General features: G+C 71.8%; 26 protein-coding genes. 12 read left to right on the forward strand and 14 right to left on the reverse strand.

Annotated features, from left to right (window positions below):
* Positions 1 to 47: 47 nt before the first annotated feature.
* A complete protein-coding gene (locus JNX00_RS21590) occupies positions 48 to 521 on the forward strand; it encodes an NUDIX hydrolase (protein WP_083293239.1) in 474 nt (157 codons plus the stop codon).
* Here the strand turns inward: JNX00_RS21590 and JNX00_RS21595 are convergent.
* A complete protein-coding gene (locus JNX00_RS21595) occupies positions 408 to 2,426 on the reverse strand; it encodes a sensor histidine kinase (RefSeq protein WP_204743657.1) in 2,019 nt (672 codons plus the stop codon). The two genes, JNX00_RS21590 and JNX00_RS21595, sit on opposite strands and share 114 nt — an antisense overlap.
* 177 nt (positions 2,427 to 2,603) lie before the next feature.
* Positions 2,604 to 3,821 carry a tRNA 2-thiouridine(34) synthase MnmA gene (gene mnmA, locus JNX00_RS21600; protein ID WP_204743658.1) on the reverse strand — a complete coding sequence of 406 codons (1,218 nt, stop codon included), beginning with the start codon at positions 3,819 to 3,821 and terminating at the stop codon, positions 2,604 to 2,606.
* 126 nt (positions 3,822 to 3,947) lie between these two features.
* On the opposite strand from mnmA, the gene JNX00_RS21605 reads away from it, so the two are divergent.
* The 4 genes from JNX00_RS21605 to JNX00_RS21620 all read left to right on the forward strand — a co-directional run bounded on the left by JNX00_RS21605 (position 3,948) and on the right by JNX00_RS21620 (position 6,109).
* Positions 3,948 to 4,217 (forward strand): PepSY domain-containing protein, encoded by a 270-nt coding sequence (locus tag JNX00_RS21605; RefSeq protein WP_204743659.1) that lies wholly within the window; start codon positions 3,948 to 3,950, stop codon positions 4,215 to 4,217.
* Complete coding sequence (locus tag JNX00_RS21610; RefSeq protein WP_070399810.1) at positions 4,214 to 4,744, forward strand: cytochrome b/b6 domain-containing protein; 531 nt, start codon at positions 4,214 to 4,216, stop codon at positions 4,742 to 4,744. Before JNX00_RS21605 ends, JNX00_RS21610 begins: the two co-directional genes overlap by 4 nt.
* A 35-nt stretch (positions 4,745 to 4,779) precedes the next feature.
* A complete protein-coding gene (gene arfB / locus JNX00_RS21615) occupies positions 4,780 to 5,190 on the forward strand; it encodes an alternative ribosome rescue aminoacyl-tRNA hydrolase ArfB (RefSeq protein ID WP_070399809.1) in 411 nt (136 codons plus the stop codon).
* A 175-nt stretch (positions 5,191 to 5,365) separates the two neighbouring features.
* A complete protein-coding gene (locus tag JNX00_RS21620; protein ID WP_070399808.1) occupies positions 5,366 to 6,109 on the forward strand; it encodes a hemerythrin domain-containing protein in 744 nt (247 codons plus the stop codon).
* A gap of 8 nt (positions 6,110 to 6,117) precedes the next feature.
* Here JNX00_RS21620 and JNX00_RS21625 read toward each other — a convergent pair whose 3' ends face one another.
* Positions 6,118 to 7,488 (reverse strand): GAF domain-containing protein, encoded by a 1,371-nt coding sequence (locus JNX00_RS21625; RefSeq protein ID WP_204743660.1) that lies wholly within the window; start codon positions 7,486 to 7,488, stop codon positions 6,118 to 6,120.
* 7 nt (positions 7,489 to 7,495) lie between these two features.
* A complete protein-coding gene (locus tag JNX00_RS21630) occupies positions 7,496 to 7,987 on the reverse strand; it encodes a pyridoxamine 5'-phosphate oxidase family protein (protein WP_239478206.1) in 492 nt (163 codons plus the stop codon).
* 116 nt (positions 7,988 to 8,103) lie between these two features.
* Between JNX00_RS21630 and JNX00_RS21635 the strand changes: the two genes are divergently transcribed.
* Positions 8,104 to 8,706: a TetR family transcriptional regulator gene (locus JNX00_RS21635; protein WP_070399805.1), complete on the forward strand. Its 603-nt coding sequence runs from the start codon at positions 8,104 to 8,106 to the stop codon at positions 8,704 to 8,706.
* Between the two features lie 70 nt (positions 8,707 to 8,776).
* The gene (locus JNX00_RS21640) at positions 8,777 to 9,664 is read left to right on the forward strand and encodes an alpha/beta hydrolase (RefSeq protein WP_070399804.1); all 888 of its coding nucleotides are present in this window, start codon (positions 8,777 to 8,779) and stop codon (positions 9,662 to 9,664) included.
* A gap of 21 nt (positions 9,665 to 9,685) precedes the next feature.
* Here JNX00_RS21640 and JNX00_RS21645 read toward each other — a convergent pair whose 3' ends face one another.
* Positions 9,686 to 10,162, reverse strand: a complete 477-nt coding sequence (locus JNX00_RS21645) for a MarR family transcriptional regulator (RefSeq protein WP_070399803.1) — start codon at positions 10,160 to 10,162, stop codon at positions 9,686 to 9,688.
* A gap of 107 nt (positions 10,163 to 10,269) precedes the next feature.
* Here JNX00_RS21645 and JNX00_RS21650 point away from each other — a divergent pair, with 107 nt between their 5' ends.
* The 4 genes from JNX00_RS21650 to JNX00_RS21665 are packed head-to-tail and all read left to right on the forward strand — an operon-like array spanning position 10,270 to position 13,696.
* Positions 10,270 to 11,472 carry a 3-hydroxybenzoate 6-monooxygenase gene (locus tag JNX00_RS21650; protein WP_070399802.1) on the forward strand — a complete coding sequence of 401 codons (1,203 nt, stop codon included), beginning with the start codon at positions 10,270 to 10,272 and terminating at the stop codon, positions 11,470 to 11,472.
* Positions 11,473 to 11,489: 17 nt separating this feature from the next.
* Positions 11,490 to 12,548, forward strand: a complete 1,059-nt coding sequence (locus JNX00_RS21655; protein ID WP_070399801.1) for a cupin domain-containing protein — start codon at positions 11,490 to 11,492, stop codon at positions 12,546 to 12,548.
* Positions 12,549 to 12,562: 14 nt separating this feature from the next.
* Complete coding sequence (locus JNX00_RS21660) at positions 12,563 to 13,264, forward strand: fumarylacetoacetate hydrolase family protein (protein ID WP_204743662.1); 702 nt, start codon at positions 12,563 to 12,565, stop codon at positions 13,262 to 13,264.
* Positions 13,265 to 13,303: 39 nt separating this feature from the next.
* A complete protein-coding gene (locus JNX00_RS21665) occupies positions 13,304 to 13,696 on the forward strand; it encodes a YbaN family protein (RefSeq protein WP_204743663.1) in 393 nt (130 codons plus the stop codon).
* Between the two features lie 172 nt (positions 13,697 to 13,868).
* On the opposite strand, the gene JNX00_RS21670 is transcribed toward JNX00_RS21665, so the two are convergent.
* From JNX00_RS21670 to JNX00_RS21690, 4 genes are all read right to left on the reverse strand, one after another.
* The gene (locus JNX00_RS21670) at positions 13,869 to 15,068 is read right to left on the reverse strand and encodes a phosphoglycerate kinase (protein WP_204743664.1); all 1,200 of its coding nucleotides are present in this window, start codon (positions 15,066 to 15,068) and stop codon (positions 13,869 to 13,871) included.
* 66 nt (positions 15,069 to 15,134) lie between these two features.
* Positions 15,135 to 16,841, reverse strand: coding sequence for a phosphoethanolamine--lipid A transferase (locus JNX00_RS21675; protein WP_239478207.1), 1,707 nt, complete (start codon positions 16,839 to 16,841; stop codon positions 15,135 to 15,137).
* A 66-nt stretch (positions 16,842 to 16,907) separates the two neighbouring features.
* Positions 16,908 to 18,230, reverse strand: coding sequence for an ATP-binding protein (locus JNX00_RS21685; protein ID WP_070399797.1), 1,323 nt, complete (start codon positions 18,228 to 18,230; stop codon positions 16,908 to 16,910).
* A complete protein-coding gene (locus JNX00_RS21690) occupies positions 18,227 to 18,943 on the reverse strand; it encodes a response regulator transcription factor (RefSeq protein ID WP_175442858.1) in 717 nt (238 codons plus the stop codon). Before JNX00_RS21690 ends, JNX00_RS21685 begins: the two co-directional genes overlap by 4 nt.
* A 114-nt stretch (positions 18,944 to 19,057) precedes the next feature.
* On the opposite strand from JNX00_RS21690, the gene JNX00_RS21695 reads away from it, so the two are divergent.
* Complete coding sequence (locus tag JNX00_RS21695; protein WP_204743665.1) at positions 19,058 to 19,789, forward strand: phosphatase PAP2 family protein; 732 nt, start codon at positions 19,058 to 19,060, stop codon at positions 19,787 to 19,789.
* A 25-nt stretch (positions 19,790 to 19,814) separates the two neighbouring features.
* Here JNX00_RS21695 and JNX00_RS21700 read toward each other — a convergent pair whose 3' ends face one another.
* From JNX00_RS21700 to def, 5 genes are read right to left on the reverse strand one after another with little or no spacing between them, the layout of a single operon-like run.
* On the reverse strand, positions 19,815 to 20,150 hold the full coding sequence (locus JNX00_RS21700; RefSeq protein ID WP_204743666.1) for an AzlD domain-containing protein: 336 nt from the start codon (positions 20,148 to 20,150) through the stop codon (positions 19,815 to 19,817).
* Positions 20,143 to 20,886, reverse strand: coding sequence for an AzlC family ABC transporter permease (locus JNX00_RS21705; RefSeq protein ID WP_204743667.1), 744 nt, complete (start codon positions 20,884 to 20,886; stop codon positions 20,143 to 20,145). The genes JNX00_RS21700 and JNX00_RS21705 overlap by 8 nt, the downstream gene beginning before the upstream one ends.
* Entirely contained in the window at positions 20,883 to 21,842 is a 960-nt protein-coding gene (gene fmt / locus JNX00_RS21710) for a methionyl-tRNA formyltransferase (protein ID WP_204743668.1), read from the reverse strand. The genes JNX00_RS21705 and fmt overlap by 4 nt, the downstream gene beginning before the upstream one ends.
* Positions 21,843 to 21,878: 36 nt before the next feature.
* On the reverse strand, positions 21,879 to 22,373 hold the full coding sequence (locus tag JNX00_RS21715; RefSeq protein ID WP_204743669.1) for a hypothetical protein: 495 nt from the start codon (positions 22,371 to 22,373) through the stop codon (positions 21,879 to 21,881).
* A gap of 7 nt (positions 22,374 to 22,380) precedes the next feature.
* Positions 22,381 to 22,902 (reverse strand): peptide deformylase, encoded by a 522-nt coding sequence (def, locus tag JNX00_RS21720; protein WP_070399790.1) that lies wholly within the window; start codon positions 22,900 to 22,902, stop codon positions 22,381 to 22,383.
* Between the last annotated feature and the right edge of the window lie 6 nt (positions 22,903 to 22,908).

Genomic DNA, 22,908 nt, shown 5'->3' on the forward strand with positions numbered 1-22,908 from the left:
TAACTGAAAGCCTGTCGCGAACGGCGGCCCGCCCATAATCGCAGCCCATGACTTCCCGCTGGGCACCGAGCGTCACCGTGGCCTGCCTCGCCGAGCGCGACGGCCGCTACCTGTTGGTCGAAGAGCACACCCCCGAAGGCCTGCGCCTGAACAACCCGGCGGGCCACCTGGAGCCGGGCGAAAGCCTGGTGCAGGCCGCGGCGCGCGAGGCGCTGGAGGAAACCGCGCACCCCTTCGCGCCCGAGGCGCTGGTGGGCGTGTACCTGGCGCGCTTCGAGCGGGCCAACGAGTCCATCACCTACCTGCGTTTCGCTTTCTGCGGCGCCGTGGGCGAGGCCGTGGCCGGCCGCGCGCTCGATCGCGGCATCGTGCGCACCTGCTGGCTCACGCCGGACGAGGTGCGCGCCTCAGCCGCGCGGCACCGCAGCCCCCTGGTGCTGCGCTGCATCGAGGACCACCTGGCCGGCCGCCGGCTGCCACTGGACGGGCTGCACACCCACCCCAGCGTGTTCGGTGGCTGAAGGCGCCAGCGGCAGCCAGAGCGAGAAGCAGCTGCCGCGCCCCGGGCGCGAGCGCACCGACAGCTCCAGGCCCAGCAGCAGCGCGGTCTGCTTGACGATGACCAGACCCAGCCCGACCCCGCTGTCGGTTTCGGTGCCGGGCTCGCCCCGGAAGTGCCGCTGGAACACCTGCGCCTCGGGCTCCGGCGGCAGCCCACCGCCGGTGTCCCACACCTGCAGCAAGGCGCCCCGGCGCCGCACGCGGCACGACACCAGCACGCCACCCGCCTCGGTGTAGGCCACGGCGTTGCTCACCAGGTTGAAGACCAGGCGCTGCAGCAGCCGCGCGTCCGTGCTGACCAGGGCCAGGCAGGGCGTGACCGACCAGCGCAGTCCCTTGGCCCGGGCCTGCGGCCCGAAGGTGCCGTCCACCTGCTCCATCAGGGGCTCCAGCGAGAAGGTCGCGGGCTGCGGCCGCAGCGAGCCGGTTTCCAGCCGGGCCACGGTCATCACCGCGTCGAGCAGGCGATCGGCCGTCTCCAGCCCGGCCTTCATCTGCTGCAGCAGGGGCCCCGGGTAGCGCAGCGGGCGCTGGCGCTCCAGCGATTCGGCCGCGAGCGTGATGGCGTAGAGCGGCTGGCGCATGTCGTGGCTCACGGCGGCGAGGAAGCGCGACTTCTCGTCGGTGGCGCGACGCGCCATGTCGCGCTCGAGCTCGGTGCGCAGGCGGTCCGCCTGCGCGCGCTCGGCGGCCTGGCGCTCGACGCGGAAGCGGTCCGCCAGCGCGAAGGACAGCAGCACCATCTCGAGCGCGGCGCCGATGGGCAGCGCGTTGACCACCAGGGGATGGCCCGGCAGCCAGCCCAGGCGATAGAACACGTAGAGCAGCGCGCTCACCCACAGGCAGGCCCAGGCCACAGTGAAGGGCAGCGCGGCCGGGCGGCGTTCGCGCAGGCCGTCGAACGCCATGGCCACCAGCATCAGCGTGGTCGCGGCGACCGCCCAGGGCACCAGACGCTGGCCGGGCGACAGCGGCGGGAGCAGGTTGAGGAGAAAGACCACGCCCCAGCCCCAGGTGAGCCGGCGCGCGGCGCGGTCCAGCCGCGGCGCGTGCGCGGCGGTCTGCAGGAAGCGGCGCGCGAAGGGCAGCAAGAGGCCGCCGCCCAGCGCCAGCGACAGGTTGACCACGTAGTGCTGCAGCAGCGCCCCGCCCGGCCACAGGTACTGGGCCAGGAAGCCCTGGTTGCCGAACTGCCAGACCCCCAGCGCGCTGACCAGGCCCACGTAATAGAGGTAGGCGCGGTCGCGGATGCTGAAGTACAGCATGGCGTTGTAGAGGATCAGGCCGGCGAGCAAGCCGAAGAAAACACCGTGCAGGCCATAGACCCACTGGTCCTGCCGCGCCAGCGCCTCGCGCGGCCACAGGCTGACCGGCAGCTGGGCCATGCCGTCGGTGCGCACGCGCATGTAGACCGGGGTATCGGCGCCGAGCGCCAGCGTGAGTGGGATCACCGGCAGGCGGTGTGAGTGGGCGCGCCGCCCGGGCGGCAGGCTGTCGCCGCTGAGGCCCAGGCGCACGGCCTCGCCCGGCGGGCCGGACCACAGTTCGACCAGGTCCAGGTTGGCGTTGTCCACCACCCACATCCAATGGGCGGGCGCGTCGGCGCCGGCGTGCAGCACCACGCGAAACCACAGGTCGAAGGAGCCCTGGCCCAGGTTGCCCGCTTGCCAGGCCGGCGGCAGGGGCTCGAAATCGGCGTTGGCCGCGTCGGCGGCGTCGGGGCGCCAGGGGTGCGCGCGGTTGTCGAGGAACTGCAGCTCGGGCGTGAGGGCGACGGCGTTGTCCGGCGCGCTCAGCGCCACCCGCTCAGGCAGTGGCGAGGCGGCGCAGGGCAGCAGCACGAGCCACAGCCAGACCCAGGCCATGCCCCGCCGCCATCCCTGACCGACTGGCGCCCCACCGTGCATCGTCACCCCGCGACACGCGCGGCCCGCGGGGGGCGGGCCGACCGAGCAGGGACCAGTATTCGGGCCGCGCGCGACCGCCTCAATACTGCGACGGCACTAGTTCCGGGGGGAGTATGCGCGCCGGGCGGAGGGGCCTCAGGCCGCCAGCGCCGCGGCCGGGCCGTAGGCCTCGTCGCCCGAGGCCGCCTCGGTGAGGATCACACCACCACCCAGGCAGACTTCACCGTCATACAGCACGGCGCTCTGGCCGGGTGTGACCGCCCACTGCGGCTGTTCGAAGCGCAGCACGAAACCGGCCCCGCCCAGGGGCTCCATGGCGCAGGGCGCGTCGGCCTGGCGGTAGCGCGTCTTGGCGGCCATGGCGCCGGCCGGCGGCGGCTCGCCGGCCACCCAGCTCGCGTCGTGCGCGCGCAGGCGCGGCGTCAGCAGCCAGGGGTGGTCGTGCCCCTGCACGGCCCACAAGGTATTGCGCGCGATGTCCTTGCGCGCAACGAACCAGGGCTCGTGCTCGCTGCCGCCCTTCTGCGCGCCCTTGGCCCGCACGCCGCCGATGCCCAGCCCCTGGCGCTGGCCCAGGGTGTAGAAGCTCAGGCCCACGTGTTCGCCGATGGTGCGGCCGCGCTCGTCCTTGATGGGGCCGGGCGCGCTGGCGATGTAGCGGTTGAGGAACTCGCGGAAGGGCCGCTCGCCGATGAAGCAGATGCCGGTGCTGTCCTTCTTCTTGGCATTGGGCAGGCCGATCTCGGCCGCGAGGCGGCGCACCTCGGTCTTGGGCAGCTCGCCCACCGGGAACATCGTCTTGGCGAGCTGGGCCTGGGTGAGGCGGTGCAGGAAGTAGCTCTGGTCCTTCAGCGGGTCCAGGCCCTTGAGCAGTTGGTGCCGCACACCCGCGCCATCGCGCGCGCTGGCGCGCGAGGTGCCGTCCGACCCCACGGGCTCGCCCGTGTCGGCGGCCACGCAGCGCACACGGGCGTAATGCCCGGTGGCGATCTTCTCGGCGCCCAGGCGCATGGCGTGGTCCAGGAAGGCCTTGAACTTGATCTCGGCGTTGCAGAGGATGTCGGGGTTGGGGGTGCGCCCGGCCTGGTACTCGCGCAGGAACTCGGCGAACACGCGGTCCTTGTACTCGGCGGCGAAGTTGACGTGCTCGATGTCGATGCCGATCACGTCGGCCACGCTGGCGGCGTCCAGCCAGTCCTGGCGGCTGGAGCAGTACTCGCTGTCGTCGTCGTCCTCCCAGTTCTTCATGAAGATGCCGACGACCTCGTGGCCCTGCTGTTTGAGCAGGTACGCGCTCACCGCGGAGTCCACTCCCCCGCTCAAACCCACCACCACCCGATGCTTCGCTGCCATGGGGCGGATTATCCCAGCGGCCCGGCAACCCTGGCGCGCGCGGGGCCGCGCCGCTTAAGGCGCATTTCAGCCGGCCCGGCTGCAATGGCGGCGCCCGCATGTGCGGGCGTCACTCCCCGCATCTCCATGAAAGCTCTCGCCATCGCCATCGCCACCACCACCCTGGCCCTGTTCGCCGCCGGCAACGCCCTGGCAAGCCCCACCTGCGCGCCCAGCAAAGAGGGCTGGAAGCCGGAGGCCGACTTCAAGAAGGACCTGCAAGCCCAGGGCTACCAGATCAAGACCTTCAAGGTCACCAAGGGCAATTGCTACGAAATCTACGGCCACGACAAGGCCGGCAAGAAGGTCGAGATTTACTTCGACCCGGTGTCGGGCAAACCGGTCAAGTCCCAATGAACACGCCGCCGAGCGCCGAGCGGGTCTGGGACCCGTTCGTGCGCGTCTTCCACTGGTCTCTGGTGAGCACCGTGGTGCTGAACCAATGGGTGCTGGAAGAAGGCGAGCGGCCGCACCGCTGGCTGGGCTACGCGGCCGCGGCCCTGGTGCTGCTGCGCGTGGTCTGGGGCTTCATCGGCCCGCGCTACGCGCGCTTCAGCGACTTCTGGCCCACGCCCACGCGCCTGCGCCACCACCTGCGCGCCTGGTTCCGGGGCGATGAAATGCACGTCCCCGGCCACAACCCCCTGGGCGCGCTGATGATGCTGGCGCTCATGCTGCTGGTGCTGCTGCTGGGCCTCACGGGCTGGCTGCAGGGCACCGACCGCTTCTGGGGCAACGAGGCCCTGCGCGAGGCGCACGAGAGCCTGGCCGACGGCCTCATCGGGCTGGCCGGCCTGCACGCCGCGGCGGCCATCGTGATGGGCCGCCTGGAGCGCACCCGCCTGGTCAAGGCCATGGTCACCGGCGTGAAAGAGCGCTACTGAACCGGTCGCGGCGGCCCAGGGCCTAGACTGCCGCCATGCCCGAGCGCCCGACCATCGCCCCCGACGAGGTGGCCTTCACCGCCATCCGCGCCCAGGGCGCGGGCGGCCAGAACGTCAACAAGGTCAGCAACGCCGTGCACCTGCGCTTCGTGGTGCGCGCCTCCTCGCTGCCCGAGGCGGTGAAGGCGCGCCTGCTGGCGCTCAGCGACACCCGCCTGACGCAGGATGGCGTGATCGTCATCAAGGCCCAGGGCAGCCGCAGTCTGGAGCAGAACAAGGCCGAGGCCCTGGCGCGACTGCAGGCCATGGTGGACGCGGTGGCCGTGCCACCCAAGGCGCGCCGCGCCACGCGGCCCACGCGCGCCTCGCGCGAGCGGCGCCTGGAGGGCAAGGCGCAGCGATCGGCCACCAAGCAGGCGCGCGGCCGCCCGCGCGGGCTGGACTGAGCGTTCCATCCCCCGCCCGGGGGAGGCTTAAGGTCCTTTTAGGAAGCGCTTAAGCGCAATTTAGCGGCGCGACCGGGGGGCTTTCACGAGACTTCCGGGCATGGACGAGCGGCGCATGGGGCGCCGCCGCCACCGCCGAGCGCCGGGCGTCACCGGTGCCCAAGGACCTCCCACCATGCATTCCCATTCGATCGAAATCGCCGCCATCGCCGCCGCCGCCCGCGCGGGCGAAGGCCGCTTCAACCTGTACGCCGGCATCCACAAGGCGCTGCGCGCCATGATGGCCGACACCCTGCTCGCCCTCGGCCGCGCCGACCCCACCGACGAGGCCGAGGTGCACGACGCCGCTGACCGCACCATCGAACTGATGGAGATGTTCGAGCGCCACCTGGACCACGAGAACCGGTTCATCCACCCCGCGCTGCGGGCCCGCTGCCCCGGCGTGTGCGATGCCGTCGCCGAGGAGCACGAGGACCACCTGCGCCACACCGCCCAGCTGCGCGGGGCCGCGCGCGCCCTGGCCGCCGTGCCGGCCGACGAGCGCGCCGGCGCGATGCACGCGCTGTACCTGGCGCTGGCCCTGTTCGTGGCCGACAACCTGCGGCACATGCACGCCGAGGAAACGGCGCACAACGGCGCACTCTGGGCCACCTACAACGACTTCGAACTGCTGGCCCTGCACGACGAGCTGGTGGCCAGCATCCCGCCGCAGGAGATGATGACCGTCGCGCGCTGGATGCTGCCCGCGTCGAACGCCATCGAGCGCTGCCTGATGGTGAACGACATGCAAGCCAAGGCGCCCGCGCCGGCGGTGGCCGCCGTGCTGGACCTGGCGCGCGCCCACCTGAGCCCGCGCGACTGGGCCAAGCTGGCGCGTGGCATGAACCTGCCGCCCGTGCCCGGGCTGGTGAGCGCCTGAGCCGCGCGCTAGGGGCTATCGGCCAGCTCCACCGGCGCGAGGGCGTCGAAGCGGAAGCTGCCGCGCCCGGTCTTCTGCAGCCGCAGCGCCGGGCACTGCTCGCCCAGGCGGCGGTGCAGCAGCAGCAGGCGCGCCTCCAGGTTGTCGCTCACGTCCGGCAGGCCCAGCGTGGTGTCCAGGCGCAACTCGCGGTTGGTGAACTCGCTGCGGCCGCCGAGGTGGTCGTTCAGCAGCTTCCACAGGATGGCGCCGGCCACGCCTTTGATGAGGTAGGCGTTGTTGACGAAGATGCTGTCGTCGCGCCGGTAACGGCGCACGCGCAGCAAGGGGGCCGCGCTGGCGGCCACCGCCGCGCTGGCGGCCGCCGCGCCGTCGTCGCCGCAAGGCTCCTCGGACTCATGCATCAGGTCGATGCCAGCCGCCAATTGGCCCGCGAGCGCGACCAGCAGGTCCTCGTCTTCGTGGTTCAGGTGCATCTCGTGCTCGCTTTCCACGAACAGCACCCCCAGGACCCGGCCGGCGGACAGCAGCGGCACGGCGAGCTGGCTGCCCGGCCGGGCCAGGCCGGGGTAAGGAATCTCGGCGCCCGCTTCGCGCCGGCCCAGGCTGTCGGCCAGGGCCTGGTTGTAGCGCGCGGCGCTCGTCATGTGATTGATGCGCACCGGCGTGCCTTCGCGCGCGGCCACGCCAATGACCCCGTGGCCCACCGCGATTTCCGAGCCCACGCCCGAGGTCGGGTACCCCCGGCTGCCCACGGTGTAGAGCCGCCCCGAGGCGGTGTCGGCGATCAGCACCATGGCCTGCGACAGGCCCAGCTCCTGCTGCAGTCCATCGAGGGCGGCATCCAGCAGCGCATCGAGCGTGCGCGCACGGGACAAACGCCCGCTGAGGCGGCGCAGCACCGCCAGGGGCTCGGGCCGCCTCAGCGGCGCGGGCAAGGGCGGGGCCTTGCCCACCGGCACGCGCTCGATGGCCAGCACCTGGTGGATGTCGGCGCCGCGCAGGCGAAACACGTCTTCCAGGCGCTCGTGCGAGGCGATGCCCGCCAACTGCGCTTTCATGCGCTCGAACACCGGCCCCTCGTCTTCCGTGCGCAGGTACTTCAGGTGCAGGCGGTAGAAGTGGAAATTCAGCGGGTTGGTCACCAGCACCGTGGAGCGCGGATGCGCCAGCAGGTTCTGCCGGGTGCGATTGAAGAACTGGAAGGACAGCGCCACGTGGTGCTCGTCCACATGGTGCACCTGGGACAGGTACGCCACGTTGGGCGTGCCATCGGCCGCCACGGTGGCCATCACGGCGGGGATCGCGCCTTCCAGACAGGGCCTGAGTTCGGCCATGGTGGCGAGCTGCTCGGGACCGATGGCGGCTGTGGCGTTCATGGAGGACTCAAGCGGCCATCAACGGGCTGCCCGCCCGGGAGCCGGGTGTCTGGTCATAGGCTTCGTCGGGCTCGAATTCGACGGCCACCAGATCGTCTGGCGCATGCGCCAGCAAGGCCTGCACATAGAGCGGTGCGAAGCCGAGCACCGAGAGCTCCTGCTCCAGCGACTGCCGGTAGCGCTCGAGGTAAGGCTGGTCGTCGGCCTGCGGCTCGCGCAAGCGGACGCGCCGGCTCTTGAACTGCACCGTCAGGTGGGTGCTGGGCTGGCTGAACACCGCCGCGAGCCGCCCGCTGGCCGCGATATTGGCCAACAGCTGGCGCGACTGGGCACGCCCCAGATAGGCGGTGATGCGGCGCCCGCCGTCGTCGATGCGACTGCCCACGGCCCGCATCACGCTGGGCGTCAGATCGAGGTCGCAGCTGCTGAGCATGAGCGACACCCCCTTGACCAGCATGGCCAGGAACTCGGGCTTGAGTGGGGGCAGGGGTGGGTTCATGGGGCCAGCGGCGCGGAACGCGCGGATCATAGCCAGCGACCTTTCATCGACCAAGCCGGGCCACCGCCAGCGGGCGGTGTTCCGAGTTTCGCACGAACGTGCTAAATTCCGCCGCCATGGACGCCCGGACACAAAAAAGCGAACTGACGCGCGCCGCCATCGTTGGCGCCGCGCTCGACCTTGCCTCGGCCGAGGGCCTGGAGGCCATCACCCTGCAGGCGGTGGCCGACCGCATCGGCCTGTCCAAGAGCGGCGTGTTCTCGCGCGTGGGTTCGCGCGAGGCGCTGCAGAAAGCCGTCATCGAGGAGTTCGGCCGCCGTTTCCTGGCCGACGTCTTCGTGCCGGCCATGCAGTCGCCCAAGGGACTGCCGCGCCTGGGCGAGATCGTGCGGCGCTGGCTGATCCGCCTGCGCGACGTGGAGGCGCACACGGGCTGCCTCTACACCTCCGGCGCCTTCGAACTCGACGACCGCGAGGGCGAGCTGCGCGAGCTGTTGCTGGGCGAGGTGACGCGCTGGCGCGCCGCCCTGCGCCGCACCGTGCTGCAGGCCATCGAGGCCGGCCACCTGAAGGCCGACACCGACCCGGAGCAGTTGGTGGGCGAAATCTGCAGCCTGGCGATCGGGCTGGTCCACGACGTGCGCTTCCTGCGCGATCCCCGCGCCGCCGAGCGCGCCCAGGCCACCTGGGCGCGGCTGCTCAAGACCTACGAAAGCTGAGAAGCGGTGCTGGGCCGCTTCTTTTGTTCGACCATATTTCGCACGATCGTGCGATTTTAGGAGATCCGTGATGAACAGCACCTCGTTGCAAACCGCCTCGGCCTACTACCAGGCCAACCCCGGCACACGCTGGCTGCGCTGGGCGCTCACCCTGTCCGAGCGCGTGTGGCCGGCGCTCGCCGTGCGCGGCGCCTACCGCGTGTTCGGCACGCCCCTGCCGTCCAAGTGGCTGCACCGACGCCAGCCGGACCTGGCCCGCTGGCGGATCACGCGCCTGCCTTTCGAGGACGCCAGCCTCACCCTCTACCAACCGCCACCCGGCCCGCACGGCCCCGTGGTGGTCCTGCTGCACGGCTGGGGCGGCTACGCCGCGCAGATGCTGCCGCTGGCGCAGGCCTTGAGCGCTCAGGGCCTGCGGCCCCTGCTGGTGGACCTGCCGGCGCACGGGCGCAGCGAGGGCAGCACCAGCAACCTGCCGCAGTTCGCGCGCGCCATCGACTACCTCGTCGCGCGACAGCAGCAGCAGGGCCATGAGGTGCGCGCGGTGGTGGCGCATTCGCTGGCGGCCAACGCGCTGGCCTACGCGGCGGCGCGCGGCCTGGCCGTGCCGCGCCTGGCGCTGCTGGCGCCGCCGGCCTCGCCGCACGCCTACACGCGGCTGTTCGCTGCCGTGTTCGGCCTGAGCGAGGACACCCGCGCGCGCCTGCAGCAGCGCGTGGAAGCGCGCGAGGGCATCCTGATGCGCCAGTTCGAGCCCGCCGCCGTGGGACCGCGCGTGGCCCAGCCCACACTGATCGTCCACGACCGCGAGGACCGCATCAACCGCTTCGCCGACGCCGAGGCCTTCCGCGACGCGATCCCCGGCGCCCAACTGATGGAGACCCGCGGCCTGGGCCACACGCGCCTGCTGCGCGACGAGGCCGTGGTGCGGGCGGTGGTGGCGCACCTGCGGGACTGAGCGCGCGCCGGCGCGCCCCCTTCACTTCGCCGCTTCGCTCGGCGCGCGGCTCAGCGCGTTGTTCTCATCCACCACGATGCGCATGAGGCGCATGAACTCGGCGCGCTGGCGCTCGGTCAGCGGCGCCAGGATCTGCTGCTGCGCCTGCAGCATGGCCGGCACCGCCTCGGCCAGCAGCTTCTCGCCCGCGGCCGTGAGCCAGAGCTGGCGCGCGCGCCGGTCGGTGGGCGCGGTGCGCCGCTCCAGCGCGCCACGCTGCTCCAGCCGGTCGACCACCCCCCCGGTGGTGGACGCGTCCAGCGCGATGGTGCGCGCCAGGGTGCGCTGATCGATGCCCGGCTGATTGGCCACGGTTTGCAGCGCCGCGTACTGCACCGGCGTGACGCCCAGCTCGGACAGTTCCTGCAGGAAGATGCCCACCGAAATCTGGTGCAGCCGCCGGATGTAGTGGCCCGGCTGGTCGTCGATGCTGACGTTGGACGGCTCGGAACGTTTCATGAAGGGCGGCGGGACAGGACGACGGGAGGAAGTGGACAGCATGCTATCAGGGCACTTATGATGAGTGTACTGATCATCAGTATGCAAATCTTGTGAAGGAGACAGGCATGGCGACACAAGACAAGGACCTCCCCGTCCTCGTGGCCGGTGGCGGCATCGGCGGCCTGGCCGCGGCGCTGGCGCTGGTGCGCCAGGGTTTTCGCGTCCAGGTGTTCGAGCAGGCGCCGCAGATCGGCGAGATCGGCGCCGGCATGCAGCTCGGCCCCAACGCCTTCTGGGCCTTCGACGCCCTGGGCGTGGGCGAGGCGGCGCGCTCGCGCGCGGTCTACATCGACGAGATGGTGATGACCGACGCCATCGACGAGTACACCATCGGACGGGTGCCCACCGGCGAGGCCTTCCGCCAGCGCTTCGGCAACCCCTACGCCGTGATCCACCGCGCCGACGCGCACGGCTCGCTGCTGGAGGGTGTGCAGGCCAGCGACCGCGTGAGCTTCCACACCGCCACGCGCATCGAGCGCATCGAGCAGGACGCCGACGGCGTGACGGCCCACGACCAGCACGGCCAGGCGCACCGCGGCCTGGCGCTGATCGGCGCCGACGGCGTGAAGTCCGTGGTGCGCGAACAGTTCGTGGGCGACCCGGCGCGCGTCACCGGCCACGTGGTCTACCGCGCCGTGGTCGACAAGGCCGACTTCCCCGAGGACCTGCGCTGGAACGCCGCCAGCCTGTGGGCCGGCCCCAATTGCCACCTGGTGCACTACCCGCTGCGCGGCGGCGAGCAGTACAACGTGGTCGTCACCTTCCACAGCCGCGAGACGGAAGAGTGGGGCGTGAAGGACGGCAGCAAGGAAGAGGTGCTGAGCTACTTCCAGGGCATCTGCCCGAAGGCGCGAAAGCTCATCGAACTGCCCAAGAGCTGGAAGCGATGGGCCACGGCCGACCGCGACCCGATCGGGCGCTGGAGCTTTGGTCGCGTGACGCTGCTGGGCGACGCGGCCCACCCCACCACGCAGTACATGGCGCAGGGCGCCTGCATGGCGATCGAGGACGCCGTGACCCTGGGCGAGGCCCTGCGCGTGCACCAGGGCGACTTCGAGAAGGCCCTGGACCTGTACCAGCGCTCGCGCATCGCGCGCACCGCGCGCATCGTGCTCAGCTCGCGCGAGATGGGCCGCATCTACCACGCCAAGGGCGTGGAGCGCCTGGTGCGCAACGACCTGTGGCGCGGCCGCTCGCCCGAACGCTTCTACGATGCCGTGGAATGGCTCTACGGCTGGCGGGTGGACCACTGCCTGGCCGCGCACTGAACCCAACGGAGACCTCGATGAACGACCTCGGACGCCTCGAAGACCTGCCCGCCGACTACGTGGCCGCCCTGCGGGAGCGCAACCTGGTGCCGCTGTGGCCCAGCCTGCGCGGCGTGCTGCCGCCGCAGATTCCCACGCGCCAGACGAAGCCCACGCACTGGGCCTACGCCGACATCAAGCCCCTGCTGCTGAAGGCCGGCGAGCTCACGCCGATCGAGAAGGCCGAGCGCCGCGTGCTGGTGCTGGCCAACCCCGGCCACACGCTGGAGAAGATGCAGGCCAGCGCCGCGCTCTACCTGGGCATGCAGCTGCTGCTGCCCGGCGAGTGGGCGCCCAGCCACCGCCACACGCCCAACGCGGTGCGCATGGTGGTGGAAGGCGAGGGCGCCTGGACCACGGTGGACGGCGAGAAGTGCCCCATGAGCCGCGGCGACCTGATCCTCACGCCCACCGGCCGCTGGCACGAGCACGGCCACGACGGCGACCAGCCCGTGGTCTGGCTCGACGTGCTGGACCTGCCGCTCATGTACTACCTGGAGGTGAGCTACCACCTCAACGGCGGCCGGCAGGCGGTGAAACCCGGCCGCGGCGACCGCGCCTATTCGCGCGCCGGCGTGGTGCCCACGCCCGTGTTCGGCCGCGCCGGCCAGCGCTACCCCATGCTGCGCTACCCCTGGGCCGACGCCAAGGCCGCGCTGCTGTCCATCGCCGAGGACCGGGCCGACCTGCAGCACGTTCAGGTCACCTACACCAACCCCGAGACCGGCGAGGACGCCGAAAACGTGCTCGGCTTCCACGCGCTGATGCTGCGCCCCGGCCAGACGCTCGCGCTGCCCGCGCGCTCGCCGGCCTGCGTGTACCACGCCATCGAAGGGCGCGCGCGCGTGAGCGTGCAGGGGCACGACTTCGACCTGAAGGAGGCCGACACCTGCTGCATCCCGGGCTACACGCCCACCACGCTGGTCAATGCCTCGGCCAGCGAGCCCGCCTTCCTCTTCGTCGCCGACGAGTCGCCGCTGCACCGCAAGCTCGGCGTCTACGAGGTGCGCCCCGACAACCAACCGCAGATGCCCTGACCCCCGGACCCACCATGCCCCAGTACCTCTTCAACCCGCCCGCCGTCGCCGCCCTGCCCATCCAGGGCAAGAGCGAGCTGTTCCCTGTCAACCGACTGTTCTTCGTCGGCCGCAACTACCACGCGCACGCGGTGGAAATGGGCAAGCCCGTGGACAAGTCGGTCGAGCGGCCCTTCTATTTCACCAAGTCGCTCTCCACGCTCACGCCCTCGGGCAGCACCGTGCCCTACCCGAGCGAGACCAGCAACTACCACTTCGAGATGGAGCTGGTGGTGGCCATCGGCCGCGCGGGTTTTCGCGTGGCCGCGGCCGACGCGCACGAGCTCATCTACGGCTACGCCGCCGGCCTGGACATGACGCGGCGCGACCTGCAGCTGGTGGCGCGCGACAAGGGCCGCCCCTGGGACCTGGGCAAGGACATCGAGCAGGGCTCGGTGTGCAGCGAGATCGTGCCCCTGCCGTTCACCGTGATCGAGCGCGGTGCCGTCGAGCTCACGGTGAACGGCGCGACGAAGCAGAAGTCGGACGTGGACAAGCTGATCTGGAACGTGCGCGAGATCATCGAAGACCTCTCGCGCTTCTACCACCTGCAGGCCGGCGATCTGATCTACACGGGCACGCCCGAGGGCGTGGGCGCGGTGGTGCCGGGCGACCGGCTCGAGGGCCGGGTCGAGGGCGTGGGCGGCGTGTCGCTCACGATCGGCGCGGCGGCCTGAGCCCCACGGCGCGCGGGGCGCTGGCTATCATGCCGGCGCATGCCCTCTCCCGACGAAACCCCCCGCGCGCTGCGCTGGCTGCTCTGGCTGGCCGGCACGGTGTCGCTGGGCCTGGGCATCCTGGGCGTGGCGCTGCCAGGCCTGCCCACCACCCCGTTCGTCCTGCTCGCGGCGGCCTGCTACGCCAAGGCCTCGCCGCGCCTGCACGGCTGGCTGCGCGGGCACCGCTTCTTCGGCCCCATGGTGCGCGACTGGGAAGAGCACCGCAGCCTGAGCCGGCGCACCAAGCGCTTCGCGCAGGTCACCATGCTGCTGATGGTGTCGCTGTCGGCCTGGGGCCTGCGCGAGCGGCCCGTGCTGCTGGGCGTGGTGCTGGTGGCCGCCGCGATCGGCGTGTGGGTGGTCGCGCGCATTCCCACCCGCAAAACATGATGCCCCCACGCTCCGCCGCTGCACGGGTCGTGAGGCCTTGCAGGCCGCGGCGCTGCCAGAGTCAGCGCCTCTTCGCCCGTCCGAGCCAGCGCAGGCAGGCTCGGAGCCGTCGGGCTCAGCCCCGAGGGGGCTGATCCGCCTGGGGGCGGCCCGGCGGCGGATCGTCTGTGCCTTAGGCCTGCGCGCGGCGTTCGAGCACCTCGAACGCCGGCAGGGTTTTGCCTTCCAACACCTCCAGGAAGGCACCGCCGCCGGTGGAGATGTAGCCCACGTCCTTCTCGATGCCGTACTTGGCGATGGCCGCGAGCGTGTCGCCGCCGCCCGCGATGGAGAAGCCCGCGCTGTCGGCGATAGCGCGGGCGATGGCCTTGGTGCCGCCTTCGAAGGCCGCGAATTCGAACACGCCCACCGGGCCGTTCCACACGATGGTGCCGGCCTGCTTGAGCTGGGCCGCCAGTTTCGCGGCGGTCTCGGGACCGATGTCCAGGATCAGGTCGTCGTCGGCCACGTCGGAGGCCTTTTTCACCGTCGCCTCGGCGTCGGCGGCGAAGCGCTTGGCCACCACCACGTCCGTGGGGATGGGCACCTCGGCGCCGCGCGCCTTCATGGCCTCGATGACGGCCTTGGCATCGCCCACCAGGTCGGGCTCGGCCAGGCTCTTGCCGATCTTCAGGCCCGCGGCCAGCATGAAGGTGTTGGCGATGCCACCGCCCACGATGAGCTGGTCGACCTTGCTCGCCAGGCTCTGCAGGATGGTGAGCTTGGTGCTGACCTTGCTGCCCGCCACGATGGCCACCAGCGGGCGCTTCGGCTGCGCCAGGGCCTTGGCAATGGCGTCCATCTCGGCCGCCAGCAGCGGGCCCGCGCAGGCCACGGGCGCGGTCTCGGCGATGCCGTAGGTGGTGCCCTCGGCGCGGTGCGCGGTGCCGAAGGCGTCGTGCACGAAGATGTCGCACAGGGCGCCCAGCTTCTTGGCCAGTTCGGGGCTGTTCTTCTTCTCGCCCACGTTCAGCCGGCAGTTCTCCAGCAGCACCACCTCGCCGGGCGAGACGGCGAAGTCGCCATTCACCCAGTCGGTGATCAGGCGCACCGGCTGGCCCAGCAGCTCGGCCAGGCGCGTGGCCACGGGCTGCAGCGAGTCCTCAGGCTTGAACTGGCCCTCGGTCGGGCGGCCCAGGTGCGAGGTGACCATCACCGCCGCGCCGGCGTCCAGCGCCAGGCGGATGGCGGGCACGCTGGCGCGGATGCGCGTGTCTTCGGTGATGCGGCCCCGTTCGTCCTGGGGGACGTTGAGGTCGGCGCGGATGAAGACGCGCTGGCCCTTGGCGCGGCCCTGCGCGCAAAGGTCAGCGAAGCGGATGAAGGCGGTCATGGCGGCAATCCCGGGTTCTGTGGACAAACCCCGGGATTGTAGGAAAGCGCGCGCGCCCGCCGGCGCTCAGCCATTGCTCGAGCAGGGCGCCAGCGCGTCCAGCGCGGGCTCGCGCGCGCGGGTGCGCACGTCCATCAGGCCCAGCACCGTGTGGAAAACGTTGTCGTGCGACAGCGGCTCGGCCGAGCGCGCTCGCAAGCATTCCAGGGACAGGCCCGCGCGCTGGCGCAGGCCGGACGAGAACCAGGCCACCATGGGCACATGGGTCTGCTGATCGGGCGCCAGCGCGTAGGGAACGCCGTGCAGGTACAGGCCGTTCTCGCCGAGCGACTCGCCGTGGTCGGAGACGTAGACCAGGCCGGTGTCGTTGCGGCCCTGCGCGGCGCGCGCGCTCAGCCACTGAAGGGCCTGGTCGAGGAAGCGGTCGGTGTAGGCGATGGAGTTGTCGTAGGCATTGACCAGTTCCTGCTGCGAGCATTCGGGCAGCGCGTTGCTGCGGCACTCGGGCAGGAAAGGCTTGGCGCCGTCGGGCGAGCGGGCGGCGTAGGCGGGTCCGTGGCTGCCCATCTGGTGCATCACCAGCACCACGCCCCGGGCGCGACGCGCCGGGTCCAGGGCCTCCAGGCGCGCGTCCAGGCCGTCAAGCATGGCCGCGTCCAGGCATTCGCCGCCCGGGCACAGGGCGGGCACCGGCTGGTCGTTGGTGTAGACGTGGGGCACGCGGTTGCACACGCCCTTGCAGCCCGCCTGGTTGTCGATCCAGAGCACGGCCAGGCCGGCGCGCTGCAGCACGTCGAGCAGGTTCTCACGGTCGGCCGGCTGGTTGCCGCCCTGGGTGCGCGACAGCGGCGAGAACAGGCAGGGCACCGAGACCAGGGTATTGGTGCCGCAGGAGCGCACCTGGCTGAAATTGACCAGGTCGCCGCCCGCGCGCCAGCGCGCCAGCGCGGGCGTGGTGTCGCGTGCGTAGCCATTGAGGCCGAAGTTCTGCGCGCGCGCCGTCTCGCCGATCACCAGCAGCAGCAGGGGCGGCCGCGCCTGGTGGTCGTAGCTGGCGCCCAGGCGGGCGTCCTCGCCCACCGGCAGCAGGGGCTTCGCCTGGCGCGGCAGGCGCTCCGCCGCCACCCACGTGGCGGCATAGACGCTGTTCAGCGGGTTGGCCATGTAGCGCAGGTCTTTGTGGTTGCGCATGAGCGAGGCCAGGCCCTGGTAGCTCATCAGCGCGGTGACCACCAGCAGCGCGAAGGCGGCCAGCAAGCCCGCGGCGTTGTGCCCGACGCGGCGCCAGCCACCGTGCAGAAAGCGTGGCTGGCGCCACAGCGCCCACAGCGGCAGGCCCGCCACCAGCAGCAGCGCCCCCAGCAGCGACCACGACATCAGGTCGCGCACCTCTCGCACGTCGGTGTGCAGCGTGTTGGCCAGCATGGTCGGGTCCATCACCACGCCGTAGCGCCACATGAAATAGGAGTTGGCGCCGGCCACGACCAGCAGCACGCTCGCCACCGGCCGGAACACCCGCGGCCAGGCGAACAGCCACAGCAGCGCGGCGATGGCGCAGGTCAGCAGCGCCCCGAGGCCCGCGATGAGCACCACGCGGTACCCCAGCGAGCCCCCCAGGCCGTCGATGCGCTGCCACAACGGCAGGTTGCCCACCAGGGCCAGCCACAGCGCCAGGCCCCACACCATGGCCGCGGCGCGCGGCACCCGCACGCGCGCCGCGGCGGTTGAGAAACGAAGGGCGCGCGCGAAAGGGAAGGGAAACGGGGTGGGCATGAACAGCTCTCGGGAAGCCGCTTGTCGCGGCCCCCGAGAGCGTGAGCGCCCCGGATTAGCTGAACCTTAGGCGCGCGGCCAGCGCAGGGCGAAACGCGTGGTCATGGGGGCCTGGGCCCCGTCGGTGTCGAGGCGGGCGCCCAGCTGCTCGGCGATGCGCTGGACCAGGCGCAAACCCAGCCCCAGGCCACCCGATTCGGCCGGCCGCACCCGGGCGGCGGTCGGGCGGCGGCCGTCGTCGCTGACCGAGACCCCGACCGAGTCGGCGTCGCGCCACACCTCCACCAGCACCTGGGTGCCCGGGGGCGTGTGGCGCAGCGCGTTTTCGATCAGGTTGCGCAGGGCCAGCTCCAGCAGCATGGGCTGGACGATCACCACCACGGGTTCGTCGGGCTGCTGCAGCGAGATTTCCTGCCAGCTCTCCAGCGCCGCCGGCGCATGCGAAGCGACGAGCCGGGCCGCCAGCTCGCCCAGGGCCACCGGCACGCCATCCTCGGCGCCCTGGTTGCGCTGGGCGCGCGCCAGGTCCAGCAGCTGTTGCAGGATGCGCCCGGCGCGCAGCGACTCCTGCTCCAGCTGCTCCAGCCGCTGCGGCGAGGGGTCGTGCTGCGCCGCGCGCGCCTGCAGCGTCAGCGCGGCCAGCGGCGTGCGCAACTCATGCGCCACGTCGGAGGCGAACTCGCGCTCGCGCTGGGCGCGCGCCTGCAGGCTGTCCACCAGGGCGTTGATGGCGGTGACGGTGCTCGCGAATTCGCGGAAGCGGCGTTCCGTGCTCAGGCGCTCGCCAGCGAAGCCGTCGAGCGCGGCCACCTCGCGCGACAGGCTGTCGAGCGGGCGCAGGCCGCGGCGCACGCCCCAGCCCAGCAGCAGCAGCACCACGGGCAGCACCAGCAAGGCGGGCTCGGCCACGTGCATGGCGATGTCGGTGCCCAGCTCGAAGCGCTGGCGCCGGTCGATCAGCACCAGCACGCGGCGCTGCTCGGCGCCGTCGCCGGTCTGCACAGAGAACGCCCGCCAGGCGGTCGGCAGGTTCGGTGCGTTCAGCTCGACAGAGAAGAAGCCGACTGCGGGCAACGCGGCCAGGTCCAGCTTGTCCGCCAGCCCGTGCGTGTCGCTGACCAGGCGGCCGCCCTCCCAGGCCAGCACGGCCACGTCCTGGAGGAACTCGTGCTCGAGGTCGGCGCCGGCCTGCGGCAGGGGGCGCGACTCGCCGATCGGCGACGCCACCAGCCACAGCCGGGCCACAGCCACCATCTGGCCGTCGGAGAACTTGCGCGCCTCGCGAAAGGCGGTGGTCCAGGCCTGCGCCACCACCGCCAGCCAGAGGATCAGCAGCATGCCCAGGGTCCAACGCAGCAGGTAGTGCCGCAGCAGGCGCGGCGCCTTCATCGCGGCCCGTCCGCCGCCGCGTCGTCGCGCGGGATGAAGTAGCCCACGCCGCGCACCGTGCGGATCAGCGATTCGCCGAGCTTGCGGCGCAGGTGGTGGATGTGCACCTCGATGGCGTTGCTCTCCAGCTCCTCGCCGAAGCCATAGAGCGCCGACACCAGCCGCGTCTTGGACAGCACCTGCGGGCGCGCCTGCATGAGCGTGAGCAGCAGCGCGAACTCCTTGCCCCCCAGCGCCACCGGCTGGCCCGCGCGCAGCACCGTATGGGCGGCCGGGTCGATCACCAGTTCGCCGTGCTCGATGAGCGGGTTGCTGCGCCCGCCGGCGCGCCGCAGCATGGCGCGCAGGCGCGCGAGCAGTTCGTTGGCGTCAAAGGGTTTGACCAGGTAGTCGTCGGCGCCGCCGTCCAGGCCGACGACGCGGTCGCTCACGCCATCGCGCGCGGTCATGATGAGCACCGGCATGTCCTTGTGCGGCAGCGCCTGGCGGCCGGCCACCGGCGCCGGCTGCTGGCGCAGGCGCACCAGCAGGTCCATGCCTTCGCCATCGGGCAGCCCCAGGTCGAGCAGCAGCACGTCGAAGGGCTCGACCGACAGCGCGTGCCAGGCGGCGTCGCGCGTGGCGCACAGGTCCACCGCGTAACCCGCGCGGCGCAGGGCCAGCTCCAAGCCGCTGGCGATGCCGGGGTCGTCTTCCACCACGAGTGCGCGCATATCGGACCGTCCTGAGGTTCTGGGAATCGAGGCCATCGATTATGGGCAGCCACCTTAGCGGCAAATTAAGCAATTTAAGCTGGGGTTAACGGTGGCACCCAACAGTGCCGCGCCATGCCCGCCACCCCCCCGCCAGCGCCCCCCCTCGACCGCGCCCCGCCCCGCCCCTTCTTGTGGCTGGGCGGGTTTCTCGCCTTCACCCTGTTGTGGGACCTGTCCGGCCTGGACATGGCCGTGATGCGCGCCGTGGGCAGCCCCCAGGGCTTCGCGCTGCGCCACGACTGGCTGCTGGAGCGGGTGCTGCACGACGGCCTGCACAAGACCATGGTCGCGGCCTTCGTGCTGCTGTGCGGCTGGGCCCTGTGGCCGCGCGCCCACCTGCCGCGGCGCGAGCGGATCGCCGTGCTGGCGCTGGCCGTGCTGTCGCTGCTCGCGGTCAACCTGGTCAAGTACAACAGCCTGACCAGCTGCCCCTGGGAGCTGGAGGCCTTCGGCCGCAACGCCCGATGGGTGTCGCACTGGGCCTGGGGCCAGGCCGACGGCGGCACCGGCCGCTGCTTTCCTGGTGGCCACGCGTCCAGCGGCTTCGCGTTTCTCGCCCTGTGCCTGCCCTGGCTGCTGCCGCCCGAAGGGGTGCAGCGGCGGCGCGTGGTCGGCCTGCGCTGGCTGGCCGCCGCGCTGGGCGTGGGCCTGCTCTCGGGCGTGGTGCAGACGCTGCGCGGTGCGCACTTTCCCAGCCACACGATGTGGACATTGCTGATCTGCGCCAGCGTCTCGCTCACGGGCTGGCAGTTCGTGCGGTCCCACCCCGGCACGGCCGCGGCGCGCGCGCGCCGCAGCGAATAGCACCGCCGAGGCGCCGCGCGCGGCGCTACCAGCCCAGGCCGATGCGCAGCGGCAGGTACACCACCATGCCGGCCACGATGGTGCCCAGCACGCCGCTGCGCCAGAAGAACCAGGCCGCGCCCGCCAAGGCGGCGTAGAGGCGCGCGTCCTGCCAGGTGTTCACCAGCGCGCCGTGGCTCATCACCACCTCGGGCACGACCACGGCCGACAGCGCGGCGATGGGCGCGTACTGCAGGCCGCGCTGGGCCCAGCGCGGCAGCGTCCAGGGCTTGTCGGACAGGAAGAAGAAGCCGCGCGCGATGACGGTGACCGCGCCCAAGGCCAGGATGGTCAGCAGCGTCCAGGGATCGAGGTCAAACACGGCCGGCCCCTTCGCGCGCGGGCCGCAGGTGCTCAAGCAGCAGGCACAGCGCCACCGCGCAGGCAATGGCCACCAGGATGTTGAGTTTGAGCGGCAGCGCCCAGGCCACCACCGCGGCCGCGCCCGCCACGCCCGCCGAGACCACGCGCAGGCGCGAGGTGGCGAGCGAGCACATCACGCCCAGCAGCGCCAGGATGCCCGCGAAGCCCAGGCCCCAGGCCAGGGGAATGGCGTTGGCCAGCGCCACGCCCAGCAGGCTGGTGCCCATCCAGGCGGCGTAGTTCACGGCGCAGTTGCCCATCAGGTAGGCCTGCTGCGCGGCGCGCTGATCGGGGTCGTCGCTGGGGTGCGGGTAGCGGCGCGCGAAGAACACGTAGCTCAGGTCCCCCGTGACGTAGCCGCTGGCCAGGCGCTCCCAGCGCGGCAGGTGCATGAGGTAGGGCCGCAGGTGGGCCGAGAACACCACGAAGCGCAGGTTGACGCAGAAGGCCGCCACCAGGATCACCCACAGCGGCGCGCCCGCGGCCATCATGGGAATGGCCGCGAGCTGTGCGCTGCCGGCGTAGACGATCAGCGTCATCAGCACCGCCTCCAGCGGCGACAGGCCGGACTGCACCATGGCCACACCGGTCATGAGGCCCCAGGCGCCGATGCCCATGGCCACCGAGAACTGATCGCGGATGCCCTCGAAGTACTCGGGGCGCGCGCGGTGCTCGCGCTTGAGGAAGAGGATCATGCGCCGCCGCCCCCCAGCGCCTCGCCGCGCGCGAGCGCGAAGCCGCGCAGGAAGTCGGCCGCGGGCAGGCGCTTGCCGCCCGCGCGCTGCAACACCGTCAGGCGCAGCGCGCCCTCGCCACAGGCCACGGTGATGCCCTCGGGCCCGACGGCCAGCACCTCGCCCGCGCGGCCCGCGCCGGCCACGGGCTCGGCGGCCCAGACCTTGATGGCCTCGCCGGCGTGCATGGTGTGCGCGCCGGGAAAGGGGTCGAAGGCGCGCACGCGGCGCGCGATCAGCGCCGCCGGCTGGGCCCAGTCGATGACGGCCTCGGCCTTCTCGATCTTGTGCGCGTAGGTCACGCCCTGCGCGGGCTGCGGCTCGGCGCGCAGGCCACCGCAGGCGGCGAGCTCCAGCGCCTCGACGATGAGCCGTCCGCCGAGCACGGCCAGGCGGTCGTGCAGGCTGGCGGTGGTGTCGTCGCCGCGGATGGGAAGGCGCTCGCGCAGCAGCATGCCGCCGGTGTCCAGGCCCTCGTCCATCTGCATGATGGTCACGCCGGTCTCGGCGTCGCCGGCTTCGATGGCGCGGTGGATGGGCGCCGCGCCGCGCCAGCGCGGCAGCAGCGAGGCGTGGATGTTCAGGCAACCCAGGCGCGGCGCGTCCAGCACCCAGCGCGGCAGGATCAGCCCGTAGGCCGCCACCACCATGGCGTCGGCCCCGGCGGCCTCGATCGCGGCGCGCGCGGCCGCGGCGTCATCGGCGTACTTGCCGTCGAGCCGAAGGCCACGCGGCTGGGCGACGGCGATGCCGTGCTCCAGCGCGAGCGCCTTCACCGGCGAGGCCTGCAGCTTCATGCCCCGTCCGGCGGGTCGATCGGGCTGCGTCAGCACGAGGGGAACGTGAAAGCCCGCGCCCAGCAGGCGTTCGAGCGCGACACGCGCGAAGACCGGCGTGCCGGCGAAGATGAGTTTCATCAGGACAGGGACCGGCCGGCGGGCGCCGGCGCGGGATCAGGAACGGTCGGACGGCGGGGTGAACTCGTCCAGGAAGAGGAGCTTGCGCACCACGCCCGCGCGGTCGATGTGCACATGCGCAAGGCGTTCGTTGTTGTTCTCGAGGTAGCGGTAAGTCCAGATGTCGCCGTCGAAGCGCGCGACGCGCTCGACCAGCGCCGGCCGGCCGAGGTGGCGCAGCACGTCGTCGCGCGTCCAGCGATCGATCGCGATGTGCTGCAGCATCCAGTTCGTGTCCAGCACCTGCACCACGCGGCGCAGGCGGCCGTCGGGACCGAAGTCGACGTTGTAGACCTGGCGGCCCAGCGGCTGGCGCGAGTACAGCAGGCGCGAGCCGTCGGCCAGGGCGTACTCGGCGCTCGGCGGACCCAGGCGCTCGATCACCTGCTCGCGCGACGCGCCAGACGGCAAACGCTCGGGCAAGCCCGCACAACCCGCCAGCCACACCAGGGCCAGCAAGGCGATACCACGCAATACGGCAACAGGCTTCATGGCGGACTCACTCGCGCAGGGCTTCGCGCTGGGCTTTCACAAGCTTGGATTTGATCCTGTTGCGCTTGAGCGGCGACAGGTACTCGACAAAAACCTTGCCCACGAGATGGTCCATTTCATGCTGGATGCAGACCGCGAGCAGGCCTTCGGCCTCGATCGTACGCTGCGCGCCTTCGCCGTCGAGCGCGCGCACGCGCACGGCCGTGGAGCGCTCCACGCCGTCGTAGATGCCGGGCACCGACAGGCAGCCCTCTTCGCCCTTGCGCGTCTCGGGGCTGGCCCATTCGATCACCGGGTTGATGAGCACCAGCGGCTGGTCGCGCGATTCGCTCACGTCGATGACGATGAGCCGCTCGTGAATGTCGACCTGCGTCGCGGCCAGGCCGATGCCGTTGGCCTCGTACATGGTGGCGAGCATGCGGGGAATGAGCGCGCGGATGCGCTCGTCCACCGCCGCGACGGGCTGGGCGACGGTGTGCAGGCGCGGGTCGGGGTAGCGCAGGATGGGCAGGGTGTCGGGGGCGCTCATGACTGA

The organism is Hydrogenophaga sp. YM1 (assembly GCF_016903055.1).
In the GTDB taxonomy this organism is placed as follows: domain Bacteria; phylum Pseudomonadota; class Gammaproteobacteria; order Burkholderiales; family Burkholderiaceae_C; genus Hydrogenophaga; species Hydrogenophaga borbori.